At 64.3% G+C, this 17,862-nt stretch carries 17 protein-coding genes; 12 read left to right on the top strand and 5 right to left on the bottom strand.

What is annotated here, in order from left to right; genetic code table 11:
- The first annotated feature begins 21 nt into the window (after positions 1-21).
- The 7 genes from RX329_RS26475 to RX329_RS26445 all read left to right on the top strand — a co-directional run bounded on the left by RX329_RS26475 (position 22) and on the right by RX329_RS26445 (position 6,054).
- The gene (locus tag RX329_RS26475) at positions 22-1,002 is read left to right on the top strand and encodes a sugar kinase (RefSeq protein ID WP_085352802.1); all 981 of its coding nucleotides are present in this window, start codon (positions 22-24) and stop codon (positions 1,000-1,002) included.
- Positions 1,003-1,015: 13 nt separating this feature from the next.
- On the top strand, positions 1,016-1,666 hold the full coding sequence (eda, locus tag RX329_RS26470) for a bifunctional 4-hydroxy-2-oxoglutarate aldolase/2-dehydro-3-deoxy-phosphogluconate aldolase (RefSeq protein ID WP_085385627.1): 651 nt from the start codon (positions 1,016-1,018) through the stop codon (positions 1,664-1,666).
- 59 nt (positions 1,667-1,725) lie between these two features.
- Positions 1,726-2,895: an acetyl-CoA acetyltransferase gene (locus tag RX329_RS26465; RefSeq protein ID WP_007609038.1), complete on the top strand. Its 1,170-nt coding sequence runs from the start codon at positions 1,726-1,728 to the stop codon at positions 2,893-2,895.
- Between the two features lie 118 nt (positions 2,896-3,013).
- The gene (locus RX329_RS26460; protein WP_018459240.1) at positions 3,014-3,220 is read left to right on the top strand and encodes a hypothetical protein; all 207 of its coding nucleotides are present in this window, start codon (positions 3,014-3,016) and stop codon (positions 3,218-3,220) included.
- Between the two features lie 121 nt (positions 3,221-3,341).
- Positions 3,342-4,565 (top strand): CaiB/BaiF CoA transferase family protein, encoded by a 1,224-nt coding sequence (locus tag RX329_RS26455; RefSeq protein ID WP_085352804.1) that lies wholly within the window; start codon positions 3,342-3,344, stop codon positions 4,563-4,565.
- The gene (locus RX329_RS26450; RefSeq protein ID WP_317244453.1) at positions 4,562-5,698 is read left to right on the top strand and encodes a thiolase family protein; all 1,137 of its coding nucleotides are present in this window, start codon (positions 4,562-4,564) and stop codon (positions 5,696-5,698) included. Before RX329_RS26455 ends, RX329_RS26450 begins: the two co-directional genes overlap by 4 nt.
- Positions 5,695-6,054: a Zn-ribbon domain-containing OB-fold protein gene (locus RX329_RS26445; protein ID WP_317244452.1), complete on the top strand. Its 360-nt coding sequence runs from the start codon at positions 5,695-5,697 to the stop codon at positions 6,052-6,054. Before RX329_RS26450 ends, RX329_RS26445 begins: the two co-directional genes overlap by 4 nt.
- Before the next feature lie 436 nt (positions 6,055-6,490).
- Here RX329_RS26445 and RX329_RS26440 read toward each other — a convergent pair whose 3' ends face one another.
- Complete coding sequence (locus RX329_RS26440; RefSeq protein WP_158091581.1) at positions 6,491-6,661, bottom strand: hypothetical protein; 171 nt, start codon at positions 6,659-6,661, stop codon at positions 6,491-6,493.
- Here RX329_RS26440 and RX329_RS26435 point away from each other — a divergent pair.
- Both RX329_RS26435 and RX329_RS26430 read left to right on the top strand, forming a co-directional pair.
- Positions 6,660-7,187 carry a carboxymuconolactone decarboxylase family protein gene (locus RX329_RS26435; RefSeq protein ID WP_085352807.1) on the top strand — a complete coding sequence of 176 codons (528 nt, stop codon included), beginning with the start codon at positions 6,660-6,662 and terminating at the stop codon, positions 7,185-7,187. The genes RX329_RS26440 and RX329_RS26435 overlap by 2 nt on opposite strands.
- Before the next feature lie 26 nt (positions 7,188-7,213).
- Complete coding sequence (locus tag RX329_RS26430; protein ID WP_026233761.1) at positions 7,214-7,516, top strand: nucleoside triphosphate pyrophosphohydrolase family protein; 303 nt, start codon at positions 7,214-7,216, stop codon at positions 7,514-7,516.
- Between the two features lie 5 nt (positions 7,517-7,521).
- On the opposite strand, the gene glsA is transcribed toward RX329_RS26430, so the two are convergent.
- The 4 genes from glsA to RX329_RS26410 form a co-directional block, all read right to left on the bottom strand.
- Positions 7,522-9,369: a glutaminase A gene (gene glsA, locus RX329_RS26425; RefSeq protein WP_085352808.1), complete on the bottom strand. Its 1,848-nt coding sequence runs from the start codon at positions 9,367-9,369 to the stop codon at positions 7,522-7,524.
- A 22-nt stretch (positions 9,370-9,391) separates the two neighbouring features.
- A complete protein-coding gene (locus tag RX329_RS26420; RefSeq protein WP_317244451.1) occupies positions 9,392-11,467 on the bottom strand; it encodes a TRAP transporter permease in 2,076 nt (691 codons plus the stop codon).
- A 35-nt stretch (positions 11,468-11,502) separates the two neighbouring features.
- Complete coding sequence (locus tag RX329_RS26415) at positions 11,503-12,669, bottom strand: TAXI family TRAP transporter solute-binding subunit (RefSeq protein ID WP_317244450.1); 1,167 nt, start codon at positions 12,667-12,669, stop codon at positions 11,503-11,505.
- A gap of 164 nt (positions 12,670-12,833) precedes the next feature.
- Positions 12,834-13,055 carry an acetyl-CoA carboxylase biotin carboxyl carrier protein subunit gene (locus tag RX329_RS26410; protein WP_018459231.1) on the bottom strand — a complete coding sequence of 74 codons (222 nt, stop codon included), beginning with the start codon at positions 13,053-13,055 and terminating at the stop codon, positions 12,834-12,836.
- A gap of 94 nt (positions 13,056-13,149) precedes the next feature.
- Here RX329_RS26410 and RX329_RS26405 point away from each other — a divergent pair, with 94 nt between their 5' ends.
- The 3 genes from RX329_RS26405 to RX329_RS26395 all read left to right on the top strand — a co-directional run bounded on the left by RX329_RS26405 (position 13,150) and on the right by RX329_RS26395 (position 17,732).
- Positions 13,150-14,124, top strand: a complete 975-nt coding sequence (locus RX329_RS26405; protein ID WP_085352811.1) for an IclR family transcriptional regulator — start codon at positions 13,150-13,152, stop codon at positions 14,122-14,124.
- Positions 14,054-15,613 (top strand): acyl-CoA carboxylase subunit beta, encoded by a 1,560-nt coding sequence (locus tag RX329_RS26400; RefSeq protein WP_085352812.1) that lies wholly within the window; start codon positions 14,054-14,056, stop codon positions 15,611-15,613. Before RX329_RS26405 ends, RX329_RS26400 begins: the two co-directional genes overlap by 71 nt.
- A gap of 421 nt (positions 15,614-16,034) precedes the next feature.
- Positions 16,035-17,732: a GMC family oxidoreductase gene (locus RX329_RS26395; protein WP_317244449.1), complete on the top strand. Its 1,698-nt coding sequence runs from the start codon at positions 16,035-16,037 to the stop codon at positions 17,730-17,732.
- Positions 17,733-17,862 lie beyond the last annotated feature (130 nt).

Genomic DNA, 17,862 nt, shown 5'->3' with positions numbered 1-17,862 from the left:
TCTGACTGAGCGGGTAAAGTGATGGCGAGCGTTGCTTGCATCGGCGAATGCATGGTCGAGCTCCGGCAGGCCCAGGGTGGACAATCCGCCGGACCTTCCAGCGGGCAGGGCGGGGGCCTCTACTCGCGTGGATTCGGCGGCGACACCCTCAACACGGCCGTTTACCTCGCGCGGCTCGAGATCAAGGTCGATTATTTCACCGCGCTTGGCGACGATGCCCTGAGCGATGAGATGATCGCGGCCTGGACTGCGGAGGGCGTCGGCACGAGGCGCGTCGCGCGGCTGCCGGGCAAGCTGCCCGGCCTCTACATGATCCAGCTGGATGCGAAGGGAGAGCGCCAGTTCTTCCACTGGCGCGACAGTGCGGCGGCGCGCCAGCTGATGAACCTGCCGGAGACGGACGATCTCCTCAACTCGCTGATGAGCTACGACATCGTCTATCTCTCTGCGATCACGCTCTCGATCTACGACGCGGCCGGGCGCGAGCGCCTGTTCGCGGCGATCAAGCGCGCGCGTCTGCTTGGCACCCGCTTCGTGTTCGACACCAATTTTCGCGCGCGGGGATGGCCGGATCGTGAGGTCGCGCGCCAGGTGTTTTCAGCGGCCTTCGCGGCAGCCGACATCGTGCTGACCTCGACCGAGGATCTGCTCGCCCTCTATCCCGGTGAGAGCCACGAGCAGTTGATGGCGCGCATCCCAAGCTCCGAGCTGGTGTTCCGGCTCGCCGAGCCGGTCAGCCTGCTGCGCTTTCCCGGGGGGCCCTATGAGGTCCGCGCGGAGCCCATGACTAAACCCGTGGTCGACACCACCGCGGCCGGCGATAGCTTTGCGGCGGCCTATATCGCGGCACGGCTCGCCGGTTCCGACCCGGTCGAGGCCGCCCAGGCCGGGCACCGCCTCGCCAGCCTCGTCATCTGCTATTCCGGCGCCATCATTCCGGGTTATGCCATGCCGCCGAAGAAACGGCACCGGCCGGCGACCACGCGTCAAGCGACCAAGTGAAACGAAAGCCAAGATGACCACGACTGCCCAACAGAACCACCTCGCCGCGCTGTTCAAGGCCGCGACTGTCATTCCCGTCCTCACCATCGAGCGTATCCAGGATGCGGTGCCGCTGGCGCGTGCGCTGGTGGCCGGCGGCGTCCGCACGCTGGAGGTGACCATGCGTACCCCTGTTGCGATCGAGGCGGCGAGGGCGATGATGGCCGAGGTGCCCGAGGCGGTGGTCGGCATCGGCACGATTCTCAATCCGGCCGACTTTACCCGTGTCGAGAAGCTCGGCGTTGCGTTCGGCATCAGCCCGGGCTTGTCCCCGGACCTCTTGAAGGCCGCCACCCATAGCTCCTTGCCGTTTGCGCCGGGTATCGCCACGGCCTCCGAGCTGATGATGGCGCTGTCCTACGGCTTCGACATCGCAAAATTTTTCCCGGCCGAGCAGGCCGGCGGCATCAAGGGGCTGCGCTCGCTGGGTGGGCCGTTCCCGAACGTGCGGTTCTGCCCGACCGGCGGGGTCGGCGAGGCCAATGCGGCAACCTGGCTCGCGGAGCCCAACGTGGTCGCGGTCGGCGGTTCCTGGCTGTGCCCGACGGCGGAGATCAGGGCCGGGAACTGGGCCGGCATAACTGCCATCTGCCAGCGCACCCTCGAGGCCCTTAAACCCGCGTGAAGTCTTGCCATCCCTGAGCTAAGACTTAGGTCAGCAAGAGACCGCCAGGGAGAATGACCATGACCGCCAGCATCGTCGGATGGGCGCATACGCCGTTCGGCAAGTTCGACACCGAGACTGTGGAAAGCCTTGTGGTGAAGGTCGCCAATGAGGCGCTGGCGGATGCCGGCATTTCGGCCGGCGATGTCGACGAGATCGTGCTCGGCCATTTCAACGCCGGCTTCTCGCCCCAGGATTTTACCGCCTCGCTGGTGCTCCAGGCCGACCCGAAGCTGCGCTTCAAGCCGGCGACCCGGGTCGAGAACGCCTGCGCCACCGGCTCCGCCGCCGTCCATCAGGGCGTGCGCGCGATCGCGGCCGGCGCGGCCAGGATTGTCCTCGTTGTCGGGGTCGAACAGATGACGCGCACGCCGGGCCCGGAGATCGGCAAGAACCTGCTCAAGGCGTCCTATCTTCCCGAGGACGGCGACACTGTCGGCGGCTTCGCCGGCGTGTTCGGCAAGATCGCCAGCTCCTATTTCCAGAAATACGGCGACCAGTCCGATGCACTGGCGCTGATCGCGGCCAAGAACCATAAGAACGGCGTCGCCAATCCCTTCGCCCAGATGCGCAAGGACTTTGGCTTCGACTTCTGCCGCGCCGAGAGCGAGAAGAACCCCTACGTCGCCGGCCCCCTGAAGCGCACCGACTGCTCGCTGGTCTCGGACGGTGCCGCTGCCCTGGTGCTGGCCGACGCGGAAACCGCCAAGGGCATGAGCAAGTCGATCGGCTTCCGCGCCACCGCGCACGCCCAGGATTTCCTGCCGATGTCCAAGCGCGACATCCTCCAGTTCGAGGGCTGCACGGTCGCTTGGCAGCGCGCACTGGAGAAGGCGGGCGTTACACTTTCCGATCTCTCCTTCGTCGAGACCCATGACTGCTTCACCGTCGCCGAGCTGATCGAGTACGAAGCGATGGGCTTGACGCCGCGGGGGCAGGGTGCCCGTGCCATCAAGGAAGGCTGGACGCTCAAGGACGGCAAGCTGCCGGTCAATCCGTCCGGTGGCCTGAAAGCCAAGGGCCATCCGATCGGCGCCACCGGCGTCTCCATGCACGTGATGACCGCGATGCAGCTCGCCGGCCAAGCGCCCGAGGGCATGCAGCTTAAGAATGCAAAGCTCGGCGGCATTTTCAACATGGGCGGTGCGGCGGTTGCCAACTACGTCTCCGTGCTGGAGCCGCTGAAGTAAGGCTGCTGCACGGTAGGCAAGGCGTGAAGCGCCGTGCCCACCTTCTTATCTTGCGCTAGATCATGGTGGGCTCGCTGGGGGCCCTTAAAGCTCTTGATCGATTTGCAGGGGATGCATCATGAGCAATGACTACGAAGATTCGCTGTCGATGGACGCACTCAACGATCGCATCGCGATTCTCGAGGACAATATCCGCCAGCTCATCGAGCAGGCCGCGGCCGCCTCGGGTGAGCAGAACGAGTCGCGGATCGCTGACCGCATCAACCAGCAGAATGATGAGCTCGACCGCCTCCTCAAGATTCGCGATTCCCGTCAGAAGAAATAGCCGCCTTTCGCCGCCGGCGCATGCGGCCATACGCCGGCGGCTCTTGCGCATGCGCCGCCACTGCCGTTAGCTGGACCGAGATCGCAGGCCTCACTTGAGGCCGCGCAATCGGGAGCGAACGATGGGGCCGCTGAAGGGCATCAAGGTCGTCGACATGACCACCGTGCTGATGGGCCCCTATGCGACCCAGATGCTCGGCGATTACGGCGCAGACGTCATCAAGGTGGAGTCTCTGGACGGCGACGTCACCCGCCTGATCGGCCCGATGCGGCACGCAGGCATGGGCCCGGTGTTTCTCAACACCAACCGTAGCAAGCGCTCGATCTGCCTTGACCTGAAGAAGCCCGCCGGCCGCGAGGCCGTGCTGCGCTTGCTGAAAGACGCCGACGTTCTCGTCTACAACGTCCGCCCGCAGGCTATGGCGCGGCTTCAACTCGGCTATGACGTTGTTGCCAAGATCAATCCGCGTCTGGTCTATGCCGGCGTGTTCGGCTTCGGCCAGGACGGGCCGTATGCTGCAAAACCCGCCTATGACGATCTGATCCAGGGTGCCACCGCGCTGCCGGCCTTGATGGCGCAGACCGGTGACGGTGTGCCGCGCTATGTGCCGAACGCACTGGTCGATCGCATTGTAGGCTTGGCTGCCGTGGGCGCGATCTGCGCCAGCCTCGTGCACCGCGACCGCACCGGCCGCGGCCAGCGCGTCGACATCCCGATGTTCGAGACCATGGCCGGCTTCGTCATGGGCGACCATATGGGCGGATTGACCTATGAGCCCCCGCTCGACAAGGGCGGTTACGCCCGCCACCTCTCGCGCGACCGCCGGCCCTACAAGACATCGGACGGTTATCTCAGCGTCATCGTCTACAACGACAAGCAGTGGGAGAACTTCTTCAAGGCGACGGGACGCGACGACCTGCGCGCCGACGCGATGTTCGCGACATTCGCCGGCCGCGCCGCCAATATCGACGTCGTCTATGCCGAGCTCGCGCGCATCTTCGAGACGCGCAGCACCGCGGAATGGATCGACCTGCTCACCAAGGCCGACGTGCCGGTGATGCCCATGCACGACCTCGCGTCGATGCTGCACGATGAGCATCTGGAGGCGACCGGCTTTTTCCCAGTGGTGAACCATCCAACTGAAGGGCCGATCCGGAGCATGAGGGTGACGGCCACCTGGTCCGAAACCGAAGCCGAACCGGTGCGGCTCGCGCCGCAGCTCAACGAGCACGGCGCGGAAATCCTGCGCGAGATCGGCTATTCCGCCGACGAGATCGACGCCATGGTCCGCGATGGCGTCACCCGTTCGCCGCCCCGGAATGACGATGCACTGGTGCGCCCATGAGCTTCATCACCGGCGTCGGTCTCACGCCTTTCGGCAAGCACGAAGACTCGTCCTCGCTGGAGCTGATGAGCAAGGCCGCGCAGGCTGCGCTCGACGATGCCGGGCTCAAGCGTGCCGAGATCGACGGCATCCTCTGCGGCTACTCCACCGTCTCGCCGCACATCATGTTGGCGACCGTTTTTGCCGAGCATTTTGGCATCCGCCCCAGTTACGCCCATGCCGTCCAGGTCGGTGGCGCGACCGGGCTCGCGATGACCATGCTCGCCCATCATCTCGTCGAAGCGGGCGTCGCCCGCAATGTGCTCGTCGTGGCCGGCGAGAACCGCCTCACTGGACAGAGCCGCGACGCCTCGATCCAAGCGCTGGCGCAGGTCGGCCATCCCGACTACGAACTGCCGCTCGGCCCGACCATCCCCGCCTATTACGGCCTCGTCGCTAACAGATACATGCACGAGTACGGCGTGACGGAAGAAGACCTCGCCGAATTCGCGGTGCTGATGCGCACCCACGCCTGCACTCATCCTGGTGCGCAATTCCAGGATCCCATCGAGGTCGCTGACGTCATGGCCTCGAAGCCGGTGGCGATGCCGCTCAAGCTGCTCGATTGCTGCCCGGTGTCCGACGGCGGTGCCGCCTTCGTCGTCAGCCGCGAGCGGACCGGAGAGGCCGGCGTGCGCATTCGCGGCTGTGCCCAGGCCCATACCCATCAGCACGTCACTGCAGCCCCCGCCCTGAGCGAGCTCGGCGCCGAGATCTCCGTCGCCCGCGCCAGGGAGGCCACCGGCCTCGCCGTTTCCGACGTGCGCTACGCGGCGATCTACGACAGCTTTACGATCACGCTCGCGATGCTGCTGGAAGATCTTGGCCTTGCTGGCCGGGGCGAGGCAGCCGCGCGCGTGCGCGCCGGCCATTTCAGCCGCAATGGAGCGATGCCGCTGAACACCCATGGCGGCCTGCTCAGCTACGGTCATTGCGGCGTCGGTGGCGCCATGGCGCATCTCGTGGAAACGCATCTCCAGATGACGGGGCGGGCGGCGAATCGTCAGGTGCGCGACGCCTCGATCGCGCTGCTGCACGGCGATGGCGGCGTGCTGTCGTCCCACGTCAGCATGTTCCTGGAGCGGGTGCGATGAGCGAGCGTCTAGCCGACTGGACCAAGGGCGAACAGGCCGTCATTTATCAGACCTGCACCGCATGCGGCCATGTGCAGTATTTTCGTCGCGCCTTCTGCGTGGCCTGCGGCGCGTCCGATCTGCGCGAGCAGCGCGCCAGCGGCAAGGGCAGGATCTATGCGACGTCGCTGGTCTGCCGCGCCGCCACGCCCGAGACGCGGTCGCACGTGCCCTACAACATCCTGCTGGTCGATTGCGCCGAGGGTTTTCGCATGATGGCGCATGGTGAGAATGATCTCGCCATCGGCGATGAGGTCAGTGCGAGCTTCAAACTGTTCGCCGGCAAGCTGGTGCCGTTCTTCGCCAAAGACAGATAGTGAAATTTAGATGCTCCAATGTGGCCCGGATGGAGCGGAGCGAAATCCGGGTTTTCGCCTCACCGATAGACTTTCCCGGATTGCGCGCTCCATCCGGGCTACTGCGGCAACGCGAGCGGTGGGATCCGTCATTCGGGGGCGGTCCTGAGAGACCGAGCCTGGAACGGGAATTCTGGGCCTGGCCTGTGCGAGGGCCACCCCGGAATGACGAAAGCTCTCACCCGACTCTTAACTAGCGCCCGTAGAACAGGATGCTGGCGATGACGAGCATCGCCATCACCGCTAGCATATGCGCGAACGCTTCCGAGGCCGCCCCCTTGGTGGCTTCCTTCATTCCATTTTCTCCCTAGACTTGGGCGTGACTCATCGATGCGCGGTTAGCGCCCAACGGCCAATTGTTTTTACTCGGAACACCCCTTGCGAGTATCCGCCGCGATCAAGTCCCCACGCGGCGAATATCGACTGTGCCAAGGTCGTTCAGCAATGCGGCGGCATTTTGACTCGATGTTGTTGCTCCTGCGGACGCGCAAGAATACAGTTTCGTGGAAATTTCGCCGCTAACGACAAAAAGCATCAAAGGCTTAGGGAAAAACTTCAGGAAAATCATGGCCCGCATCAACTACAGCGACCCGTCCAAGGCATCCGACCGCACCCGGGAGATCCTCGACAAGAACCGCAATGCCAACATCTTCCGGATGATGTCGCATTCGCCGAGCTATTTCGAGCAGTACTGCCGGCTCGGCGGCGCCATCCGCCACAAGGGCGAGCTCGATCCGATCGTGCGCGAACTCGCGATCACCCGCACCGGCATTTTGTGCGAGGCGCCGTATGAGATCGTCGCGCACAAGCGCATCGGCAAGAATGTCGGCGTCACCGACGAGCAGAACGAGGCGCTCGAGAACTGGCAGGCCGCGAACTGTTTCAATGAAGTGCAGCGCGCCGCGCTCGCCTTCACCGACGAGATCGTCAAGCTGAACAAGCCGACGGATGCGACCTTCAAGGCGATCTCATCGAAGCTGACGCCGGCCGCACTGGTTGAACTGCAGCTCTCGGTCGGATTCTACATCATGACGTCAAAGTTTCTGGAGACCTTCGAGATCGACCTTCAGCCGGTCACCGAAGTGGTCGGCTGATCGAGCAATTGCTGTGAGGGATGCTCATGACGATCGATGAATATGCCGCCTGGGCTGCAACGATTGCGAAAGTCGATGAGCGTCCGTCGAACGAACGGCTGTCCTATCTCGGGCTCGGCCTCGCCGGCGAGTCCGGCGAAGTCGCCGACCATATCAAGAAGCTGCTCCGCGATGACTGGCTCGACCAGGCGGGCCTCGTCGAAGAGCTCGGCGATGTCATCTATTACTGGGCCTGCCTCTGCGTGGCGACCGGCCAGCAGCCATCGGAGCTGCTCAAGACCAGTGCCGCCAAGATCAAGCGGCGGATCAGCGAGGCGGCGAGCCGCTAGGCCGCTCAGGTGGAGGTCAAGATATCCACTTTGGCGTTGGCGACGATCAGGCGCTCGGCCAGAAGCTGCGCAAGATTGCGCATGATGCGTTCGCTGGCGTGCGGGTGCTGCTTGCGGAAGCGCTCGAACGCTTTCAGAGGCGCCTCGAACGCGGTCGCAGCCATATCCGCGAACACGTCCGCGGAGCGGGTGGTCTCGATCAGGGCCATCTCGCCGAACGCCATGCCGGCGGTGAGTGTTGCGAGCCGCACTCCGTCGGGCAGGGTGACATGCACCGCGCCGCTGCGCAGGAAGAACAGGGAATCGGCTGCGGCGCCAGTGGTGAGGATTTTCGCGCCAGACTGATAGATCCGGATCGTGCAGATCGAGGCGAGGTCGGTCAGCTCTTCCGCGCTGAGGCCTGCGAGCAGCGGCTGCTCGGAAAGCTCGGTGGTCTCGTGAAAATCGATCGAGCCGCCATAGCGGTAGACGATCTGGTCTTCGGCCCATTCGATCGCGGTGTCGAGCACATAGAAGTCGCGGACGTTCTTCAGCTCCGCGGTCCACTCCCGCAGGCTGTCCCATTCTTTGGAGGCGCGCCTGACGCCTGACAGGACGACGGTCACATTCAGCGCCGCCAGCTCCTCGAACGCTTCAGCCACCAGCCGCGCCCCGGCGCGTGTGGTGGAGGTGACGCGGTGGAGATCGAAAATCACGAATTGCGGCCGCGGCCGGCCCGCAAGCCGGCGTGAGACATAGTCGACCGCCGACAGCGACAGCGTGCCGACCAGCTCGATGATCCGCACCTCCTGCTCGTGGGCTGCGAGAATATCGCGCTCCTGCGGGCGGCGCACGCGCCGCGACGGGCTCTTGCCGATGTCGTAATCGGCGATGACGGCGTTGCGTGCGTCGTCGCTGCGGTTGAGCATATGCAGATCGTAATGCGAGGACAGCGCCTCGCAGACCTTGATGCCGCGCACGCTGTTGCCGTGCTTGTCGAGCCTTGGCGAATAGCTGCCGAGCCCGAGGCGGGCGGGGAGTGCGGCGAGAATTCCGCCGCCGACGCCACTCTTGGCGGGGATGCCGATCCGGTAGATCCATTCGCCGGCATAGTCGTACATGCCCGACGACGTCATCACCGACAGCGTGCGCGAGATCGCGTAAGGCGTCAGCACCTGCTCGCCGGTAACCGGGTTGACGCCACGGTTGGCGAGCGTTGCCGCCATCACGGCGATGTCGCGCGCGGTGACCAGCACCGCGCATTGCCGGAAATAGACGTCGAGTACGGCCGCGACATTGTCCGAGATCACCGCATTGGTCTTGAGGAGATAGCCGATGGCGCGGTTGCGGTCGCCGGTCTGGCTTTCGGAAGCGTAGACGGCCTCGTCGACGGCGAGGTCGCGGCCGGCAAAACGACTGAGCGCGAGGCGAATTTGCTCGAAGGCGTCCGGACCCTTGCTGTCGTGGATCAGCCCGGTGCAGGCGATCGCGCCGGCATTGACCATCGGGTTGAATGGATGATTCTCCGAGTTGAGCCGGATCGAGTTGAAAGGATCGCCGGAGGGCTCGACGCCGATTGCGCTCTCCACCCTGTTTGCGCCGAGCAGGTCCAGCGCCAGCGCGAACACGAACGGCTTTGACATCGACTGGATGGTGAAGGGCGCCCTGGAGTCGCCGACCTCGTAGACATGACCGTCCAGGGTCGCGAGGCTGATGCCGAAACAGGCAGGATCGGCCTTGCCGAGCTCGGGAATGTAGTCGGCGACCGCGCCCGAGGTCTCTGCCGAGAATTCGTTGAGGCAATTGTCCAGAAACCGCAGCAAAGGCGGCTTCGAGCGGGTCCAGGCGGTAGCGAGAGGCGAAAGCGGTTTCATTGCCTCTCTTTGTGCAACGCAATCAGGGCACGCGCAACCCGTCCGGCACCACGGTCTGCCGCCGGACCAGCAGCAGGGCGAGCAAAATCGTGGGGATCAGGATGGCGAGGCCGAGCAGCGTCACCTGCATCTGCGACAGCGGCATGATGCCGCCGCCGGGGGTGGCCACCACGAAACCGCCGATCACCAGCAGCACGCGGATGGGCCACTCCAGCGCACCGGCGCCGCGGAGATCGCCGACAAAGGGCTGGTAGCCCTGGATGCCGCCGCAGATGAACAGCGTGCCGAACGCCGCGAGCGCCATCAAGCCGAGACCGGCCAGATAGGGGCTCGGCCCCTGCAGCACCAGCGCGGGATTGAGCACGAAGAAGAACGGGATGAAATAGATGATGCTGCCGACCCACATCGATTCCCGGCCCGTCTTCATCGCCGGCGAGCCGGCAATACCTGCCGCTGCGAATGATGCAATCGCGACCGGCGGGGTGATCGACGACAGCATGCCCCAGTAGAAAATGAACATGTGCACGGCCATCTTGTTCAGCCCGAGCTTCTCCAGCGCGGGTGCGACCAGGATGGCGAGGAAGATGTAGCAGGCCGTCGTGGTCAGGCCGAGCCCGAGAATCAGGCTGGTCAGGGCGCACATGCCGAGCAGCAGGAACGGATTGTCGCCGGCGATATGCAGCAGGTCGTTGGCGAGGCTCGACACCACGCCGGTCATCGAGAAGGCGCCGATCAGCAGGCCGCACCCGGCGAGGATGCCGACAAGCTCGACGAAGGTGCGGCCGTTGACCTCGAGGAATTTGCCGATGGTCGCGACAGTCCAGCGCGTGTCCTTCGAGAACAGCTGGTTGAGCACAAGAAGCAATGCGGTGGCGTAGAATGGCGCATGGCTCTCGCGCTTGAAGTAGAGCAGCATCACGATCAGGAGGGCGATGACGAAGACGTAGTACCAGCCATCCTTGATTGTATCCATGACCCGCGGCAGCTCCGCGCGCGGAATGCCCTTCAGCCCGTGTCGTGCGGCGTAGGAATCGACCTGCATGAACAGGCCGATATAATAGAGCGCGGCGGGAATGATGGCCGCGATCGCGACATCGGCGTAGCTGACATTGAGGAACTGCGCGATTACGAAGGCGGTCGCGCCCATCACCGGCGGCGCCAGCACCGCGCCGGTCGAGGCACAAGCCTCGATCGCGCCCGCATAGGAGGCGCGAAAGCCGCTCTTCTTCATCACCGGAATGGTCATGGTGCCGGCGGTCAGCACGTTGGAGATGATCGAGCCTGACATCATGCCGAGCAGGCCGCTGGCGAAGATGCACACCTTGGCCGCGCCGCCGCGGAACGTGCCACACAGCGCGAAGGCGAGATTGATGAAGAACTTTCCGGCGCCGGTCATCATCAACGCGGTGCCGAACACCAGGAAGCCGATCACGGTGTCGGCAAACGCCTGGATGGGAATGCCGAGCAGGCTCTCGCCCGACAGCACGTGATAGGCGGTCGCCTGCTCCAGCGTCGACTGCGTGCCGCGGAACGGCCCGAGCCAGCTGGATTCCGCGAACAGCGGATAGACGGTGAAGGGAAGCACGCTCAGTAGCAGGCTCCAGCCGCCGGTGCGGCGCAGCGCCTCCATCAACATCACCCACATCACGAGACCGGCTGCGATCACGCTGTTCGGCGCGCCGCCGAATTCCCAGCCGGCCTCGGCGGCCTTGCGGACGTTCGACATCAACAGCAGCGCGGCGGCAAAGGTCACGACGAAGCAGAGAAGGTCATACCAGGGAATGCGGTCGAGCGGCGCGCGCGGGGTCCCCGGGAAGATCAGGAACGTGAACGGCAGCATCAGGGCGATCAGGAGGTAGAAGTATTCCGTGTTGAGCTGGGTGTAGCCGACGAAGAAGCGCAGCGAGAATTGCTGGTTGATGCAGAGCAGGATGGTCGCGGCGGTCGCGAGGACGAGCAGCCAGCGCCAGGCGCCACGCAAGCTTCGCACGCGCGTAACTTCCGCTTCCTGCATGTTGGCGGCGGCGCCATGCGGATCGTCGAACACGATCCGCTTGGCCTCGTCCTGGGAGGGGGTGGAGACTGAAGCAGACGACATGATCGACCCCGGGCGTGGACAATTAACGCTGTGAACTAATCCTCGAACCCGTTCGGCATGTCGGCCTTCGCAAGCGCCGCGGCACGCGCCTTCATCCAGGCGTCGAGGAACGCCTTATCATCCGCAGGCGGATTGGATTTTCCGTAGTCGGTCCACGCGGCGCCAAGCACCTCTTGCCGCTTGATCAGTCCGTTGTTGTGCGCCTCCTGTGCGTCGTTCCATTGCCCGGCCTCCTTCAAAGCCTTCACCGCGCCGGGATGCACCGGCACCACCCATTTCTTGGTCTGGCGATCGGCCGCAAGCCCGCCGGCGCCGGGCGCGGAGTCCTTGTAGGAATCGTAGTTCACGATCATCGCCTTGGTGATCGCATAGACCTGCTCGGGGGCTTGCGAGGCGTAGGCGACGAAGATCGGATAGGGATAGTTGCCGAGCTCGATCGGCTTGTCCGGCGAGATACCGGCGCCGCAGGTCGCGGTCTGCGGGAAGAAGAACGAGCCGACCTTCTGCATCCGTGCCCAGCCTTCCTTGTCCTTGGCCGGCAGCGGCGGCCAGACCAGCCCGCGCGGCGAAGTCTCGGCTTCCTTGGCGGGACCGGTGATGGTGGTGCCGAAGGCCGCATCGGTGTCGTTGTTGATCAAGCCCTTCCACATCGCGCCGTAGCTTGCGAACTCGACGATCTTGACGTCCTTCTGCGTCAGGCCGGCGAAGGCGAGCACCGCGAGCGAGTTCTGGTTCAGTGCCGGCGAGCCGACGACGAAGCCGACGCGCTTTCCCTTGAGGTCCTTCAGCTCCTTCACCCCTGTATCCGCGGCCACGCCGAGCGAACCGCAATTGCAATCAACGCTCGAGAGCAGGATCTGGAGCGGCTGCGGGCCCCATTCCCTGGAGCCGAACTCGAACACGCCCTCCTGCGCGAAATATGTCCCCGATCCCATCGCCGCGGAGACCGCGCGCTTGGCGCGCAGCGGCGCCAGACGCGCGACATCGTTGCCTGCGGGGAGCACGCGCACGTCGGTCGAGTATTTGTCCTTCATCATCTTGCCGACGCCGACCGCGATGTTGAAGCCGGCGGTACCGGTGTCATAGGCGGTGAACGTCAATGTTGCCGGCAGCTTGATGCCGTCGGCGAATGCATAGCGTGTAGACACAAAAGAAAGGCCTGCCACCACGGCAGGCGCGAGCATGATCAGCCCACGACGCATGTTTCCCTCCAATGATCCTCGCGTTTGCCGCGACGATTTCTTTCTTTGTTTGAAACAGGTTTTGTTTGAGAGATCATGTCATCGCGGTCAGGCGATGGCAACGCCGTACCGCGAACGCAGCAATGAGGCTGACAGAATGTCGCGGAAAACGACGGAGAATGCAGTCAGCTTGCGACGATTGCGATCGCCTGTCCTTCGGTAACGACGTCGTCGAGCTTCACCAGAAGCGATGTGATCTCGCCGCTCACAGGCGAAAGCACCGGTATCTCCATCTTCATCGCTTCGACCACCACAATCTCATCGCCATCTGCAACGGTTCCTCCAACTTGCACGGGAGTTGCGCAGACGCGTCCGGCGATCTCCGTGACGATCTTAATTTCTGGCATGCCATCGCCTTTTTGTTGTGGTCGCAAAATGCCTGAGGTAGTTTCTTCTGCAAGCGGAATTTAATTCCGCACAGCGGAACAAGCGGTAGGGATCATGGGACGACGTTCGGAGCGGTTGAGTAGACAAGGTGCGCTCGCTGGCGAAGCCGGCGAGGGTGATGTCATCCAGGTGGTGTCGCGCGCGTTCGACGTGTTGCGGTGCTTCGAAGGCCACGAGGCCAGGCTTGGCAATCTCGAAATTTCAAATCGCTGCGGCCTGCCGCGCTCCACGGTGTCGCGGTTGACGCACACGCTGACGCGGATGGGGCAACTGGTTTATCTGCCGCGCGATCAGAAATATCGCATCGGGCCGAGCGCGGTGGCGATGAGCGCCTCGATGATGAAGGGCGCGCAGCTGCGCAGCATGATCCGCCAGCGGCTCCAGGAAGTCGCCGAGCAACTGCCGGGCACCGTCGGCTTCGTGGTCCCCGATCGCTTCCATCTGGTCTATCTCCAGTTCGCGCGTTCGGCCTCGGCACTCGGGCTGCACGAGGGCACCGGCAGCCGCATCTCGATGGCCTCGACCGCTGCAGGCGCAGCCTACACCGCGGCATTGGCGCCCGAGGTCGGCGATGCCTTCATCGCGGACATGGAGCGGGAAGCTCCCGAGGCTGCGAAAATCCTGCGGCCCCGCATCGAGGCCAACCGGCAGTCGCTGCATGAGCGCGGCTATGTCGTGGCCTGCGGCCTGTGGAGCCCGCATATCAACGGGCTCGCGGTGCCGATCTGGTCGCCGCAATACCAGACCTTCGTCGTCATCACGATCGGTCTTCTGTCGGCGATGTACGACGAAGAGCGCCTGCATGCCGAAGTCGCGCCGCTGATGCTCGCGCTCGGCCGTTCGCTCGGCAGCCTGATGGAGGGCGCGGAAGGCGACGTCTTCAACGCCCGCATCCCGCGTAAACCGGTCGCCATGGCCGTGCACAACAATAACAAGCCGATCAATTCGGAGGGAGTGAATGAACTGGAAGCCGGAACTCGACGAGCTCGCCCGGCGCGAAGCCTTCGCGCGGGAGATGGGCGGCGTTGACAAGGTCAAGCGTCAGCATGACCAGGGCCGACTGACTGTTCGGGAGCGTATCGACAGACTGACCGACAAGGGCAGCTTTCACGAGATCGGCGCCGTCTCCGGCGTCGGTGAATACGATTCCAACGGCGAGTTGCAGAAATTGACGCCGGCGAACTGCGTGTTCGGCCGCGCGCGCATCGAAGGCCGCACCGTCGTCGTGGTCGGCGACGATTTCACCGTGCGCGGCGGCTCGGCGGACGCGTCCATCTCCGCAAAACCGCTGATGGCGGAGGAGATGGCGCATGATCTCCGCCTGCCCATCGTCCGCATCATCGAAGGCTCCGGCGGCGGCGGCTCGGTCAAGACTATCGAGACCAAGGGCGCGGCGAACTTGCCGGGCGGCATCGGCGGCACACGCTGGTATCGCTTCACCACCGACAATTTGTCGCGCGTGCCCGTGGTCGCGCTCGGCCTCGGCTCGGTCGCAGGGCTCGGTGCCGCGCGTCTTGCCGCCAGCCACTATTCCATCATGACCCGGAAGTCCGCGATGTTCGTCGCAGGTCCGCCGGTGGTGAAGGCGCTGGGGCAGGACCTCTCGAAGGAAGAGCTCGGAGGCGCCGACATCCAGACCCGCGCCGGCGCGGTCGATCATGCCGTCGACACGGAGGAGGACGCCTTCGCCTGTGCGCGGCGATTCCTGTCCTATCTGCCGTCGTCGGTTTACGAGCTGCCGCCGACCTTGCCCTGCACCGACAATCCGGAGCGTACCGAAGAGACGCTGATGAGCGCGGTGCCACGCAACCGCAAGCAGGTCTACAAGATACGGCCGATCGTCGAACAGGTCGTGGACAAGGGCTCGTTCTTCGAGGTCGCCAAGAATTTCGGCAAGCCGATCATTGTCGGCCTCGCGCGGCTCGAGGGCAGGGCGGTGATGGTGCTCGCCAGCGACAGCTTTCACTATGGCGGCTCCTGGACGGCGGATGCCTGCCAGAAGGTCGTGCGCTGGGTCGACTTCGCCGAGACCTTCCATCTGCCGATCGTCTATCTCATGGACTGCCCCGGCTTCATGATCGGGCTCGATGCGGAGAAGGCGGGCACCATCCGCCATGGCGTTCGCGCTATGGCCGCGGTCAACCAGGCCACGGTGCCCTGGTGCACGGTGATCCTGCGCAACGCCTTCGGCGTCGCCGGCGTGGTGCATCAGCCCGCCGACCGCTTCTCGATCCGCTACGCCTGGCCGTCGGCCTATTGGGGCTCGCTCCCGCTCGAAGGCGGCATCGAAGCCGCCTACCGCGCGGACATCGACGCGGCCGAGGACAAGGCGGAGAAACTGAAAGAGATCGAGGACCGCCTCAACAAGCTGCGCTCGCCGTTCCGCTCCGCCGAAAAATTCTGGGTGGAGGAGATCATCGATCCCAGGAAGACGCGGTCGCTGCTGTGCGAGTTCGCGCGGCTGTCGGAGCCATTGCGAAAGCCAGGGCCGCCGGGGAATTTTTCGATCAGGCCGTAGCTTCAGCCGTCACTGCGAGCAGCTGTTGCCGATCTCAGCCTAATTGCAGTTCGGCAAAATTGATCTATCGCAACACGTCGCGTCCGATTGTCTGCAAGCGTCTCGTTTGAAACGAGGGAGAGACGTCATGACAAATGCGGGTAACGCGCTGCTTTGGACGGCCATATTTTTCTGCCTGTCGTTCGCTTCGATTTTTGTAGTCTGGTTTGCCGAGCGGTTGCGCGCGGGCTTCGTGAGGAAGCCGTAAAGCCTCCTCGGTTCGCTCCCTCGTCACCTGCTGACCGGACGGCGGATGCCAGCCGCCGGGCGGTGCCCTTGGCGTCGACGGCCTTGTGCTCGCGCTTTGCGCGGCAGCGATGACGTGACCTCAAAACAATAACGCGCTACGCTTCCCGGGCAAGAACAAGAGGAAGCGCCAATCGTGTATGACTTCATTATCGTGGGCGGCGGCTCGGCGGGGTCCGTGCTGGCCCACCGGCTCTCCGCGAGGAGCGCCAACAAGGTCCTGCTCTGCGAGGCCGGACAGGACACACCGCCCGGAGACGAGCCGGCCGAGATCAAGGACAGCTATCCGGGTACGGCCTATTTCGATCCGCGCTTCCACTGGACCGAGCTCAAGGTCACGACCCAGATCGTCAGCCACAACAATCCGGATGAAGGGCGCCCACCCCTGCGCAAATACGAGCAGGCTCGCGTGCTCGGCGGCGGCTCCTCGATCAACGGCCAGATGGCCAACCGCGGCGCGCCGACCGATTACGACGAATGGGAAGCGCGCGGCGCTGCGGGGTGGAGCTGGAATGATGTGCTGCCCTTCTTCAAGAAGGTCGAGCGCGACCTCGATTTCGACGGTCCCTACCACGGCAAGGACGGCCGCATCCCGGTCCGCCGAATCCCCAGGGAGCACTGGACGCGGCATTCGCAGGCGTTCGCGCAGGCCTTCCAGCAGGCCGGACATCAGTTCCTGCCGGACCAGAATGGCGAGTTCGTCGACGGGTTTTTCCCGGTGACGCACTCGAACCAGGCCGAGCAACGCGTCTCGGCTGCCATGGGCTATCTCGATCGCGACACGCGCAAGCGCGCCAACCTCACGATCTCCACCAACACGCAAGTCAGGGAATTGCTGTTCGAAGGCACGCGGTGCGTCGGGGTGAAGGCGGTGGTCGACGGGCGGGAGCAGGAATTCCGCGCCCGCGAGATCATTCTCTCCAGCGGCGCCATCCATTCGCCGGCGCATCTGTTGCGCGCCGGCATCGGCCCGGTCGGTCACCTCAGGGATATGGGCATTCCCGTGTTGATGGGGCTGCAGGGCGTCGGCCAACGCCTGATGGATCATCCCTCGATCTCGCTGTCGTCCTTTGTCCGCCGCGGCGCGCGGATGAACGAGCACACCAGGCGCCACATGCAGCTTGGCCTGCGTTACTCGTCCGGGCTCGAAGGCGTACCGAAAGGCGACATGTTCGTCGTGCTGCTCAGCAAATCGGCCTGGCACGCCGTCGGTGAGCAAATCGGATCGCTCCTGACATTCGTCAACAAGACCTATTCGGAGACCGGACAGGTCAAGCTTGCCTCGCGCGACCCGGCAGTCGAGCCGATCGTCGAATTCAACCTGTTGTCCGACCGGCGCGACCTTGATCGCCTGATGAGCGGTTTCCGCAAGATGGCGGCCGTGCAGATGAGCGACGTGGTCAGGGCCGTGACGGACAAGCCGTTCCCGGCCTCCTATACCGACCGTGTGCGCAAGATCGGCGTGGTCAACACCAAGAATCGGATTCTGACCAAGATCGCCGCGGCCCTGATGGACGGGCCGGCGGCGCTGCGCCACTACATGATCGACAATTTCGTGGTCGAGGGCTTCACCTTCGACGACGTCATCAACGATGACGAGGCGCTGGAAGCCTTCGTGCGCAAGGCCACGATCGGCGTGTGGCACGCCTCCTGCTCGTGCCGCATGGGCCGGACCGATGATCCGATGGCGGTGGTCGATCCAGAGGGGCGCGTCAAGGACGTGCAGGGCCTGCGCGTCGTCGATGCCTCGATCTTCCCGGTGGTGCCGTGCGCCAACACCAATTTTCCGGTCCTGATGTCGGCGGAGAAGATCGCGGCCGCGATGATGCAGTGAGCCGGCGCGGCTTTTCGGGCTGGCGAACCGCCTTGTCGACGCTGACCGTCCAGGACCGCTAGTGATACCGCAAAAGCTGAAATGGTGGGCGAGAACGGTTCCGCGGCCGACGGTCTGGCCGACATGCGTG

The organism is Bradyrhizobium sp. BWC-3-1, from assembly GCF_032917965.1.
Taxonomy (GTDB): Bacteria; Pseudomonadota; Alphaproteobacteria; order Rhizobiales; family Xanthobacteraceae; genus Bradyrhizobium; species Bradyrhizobium canariense_D.
This window is presented reverse-complemented; position numbering and strand designations above follow the sequence as displayed.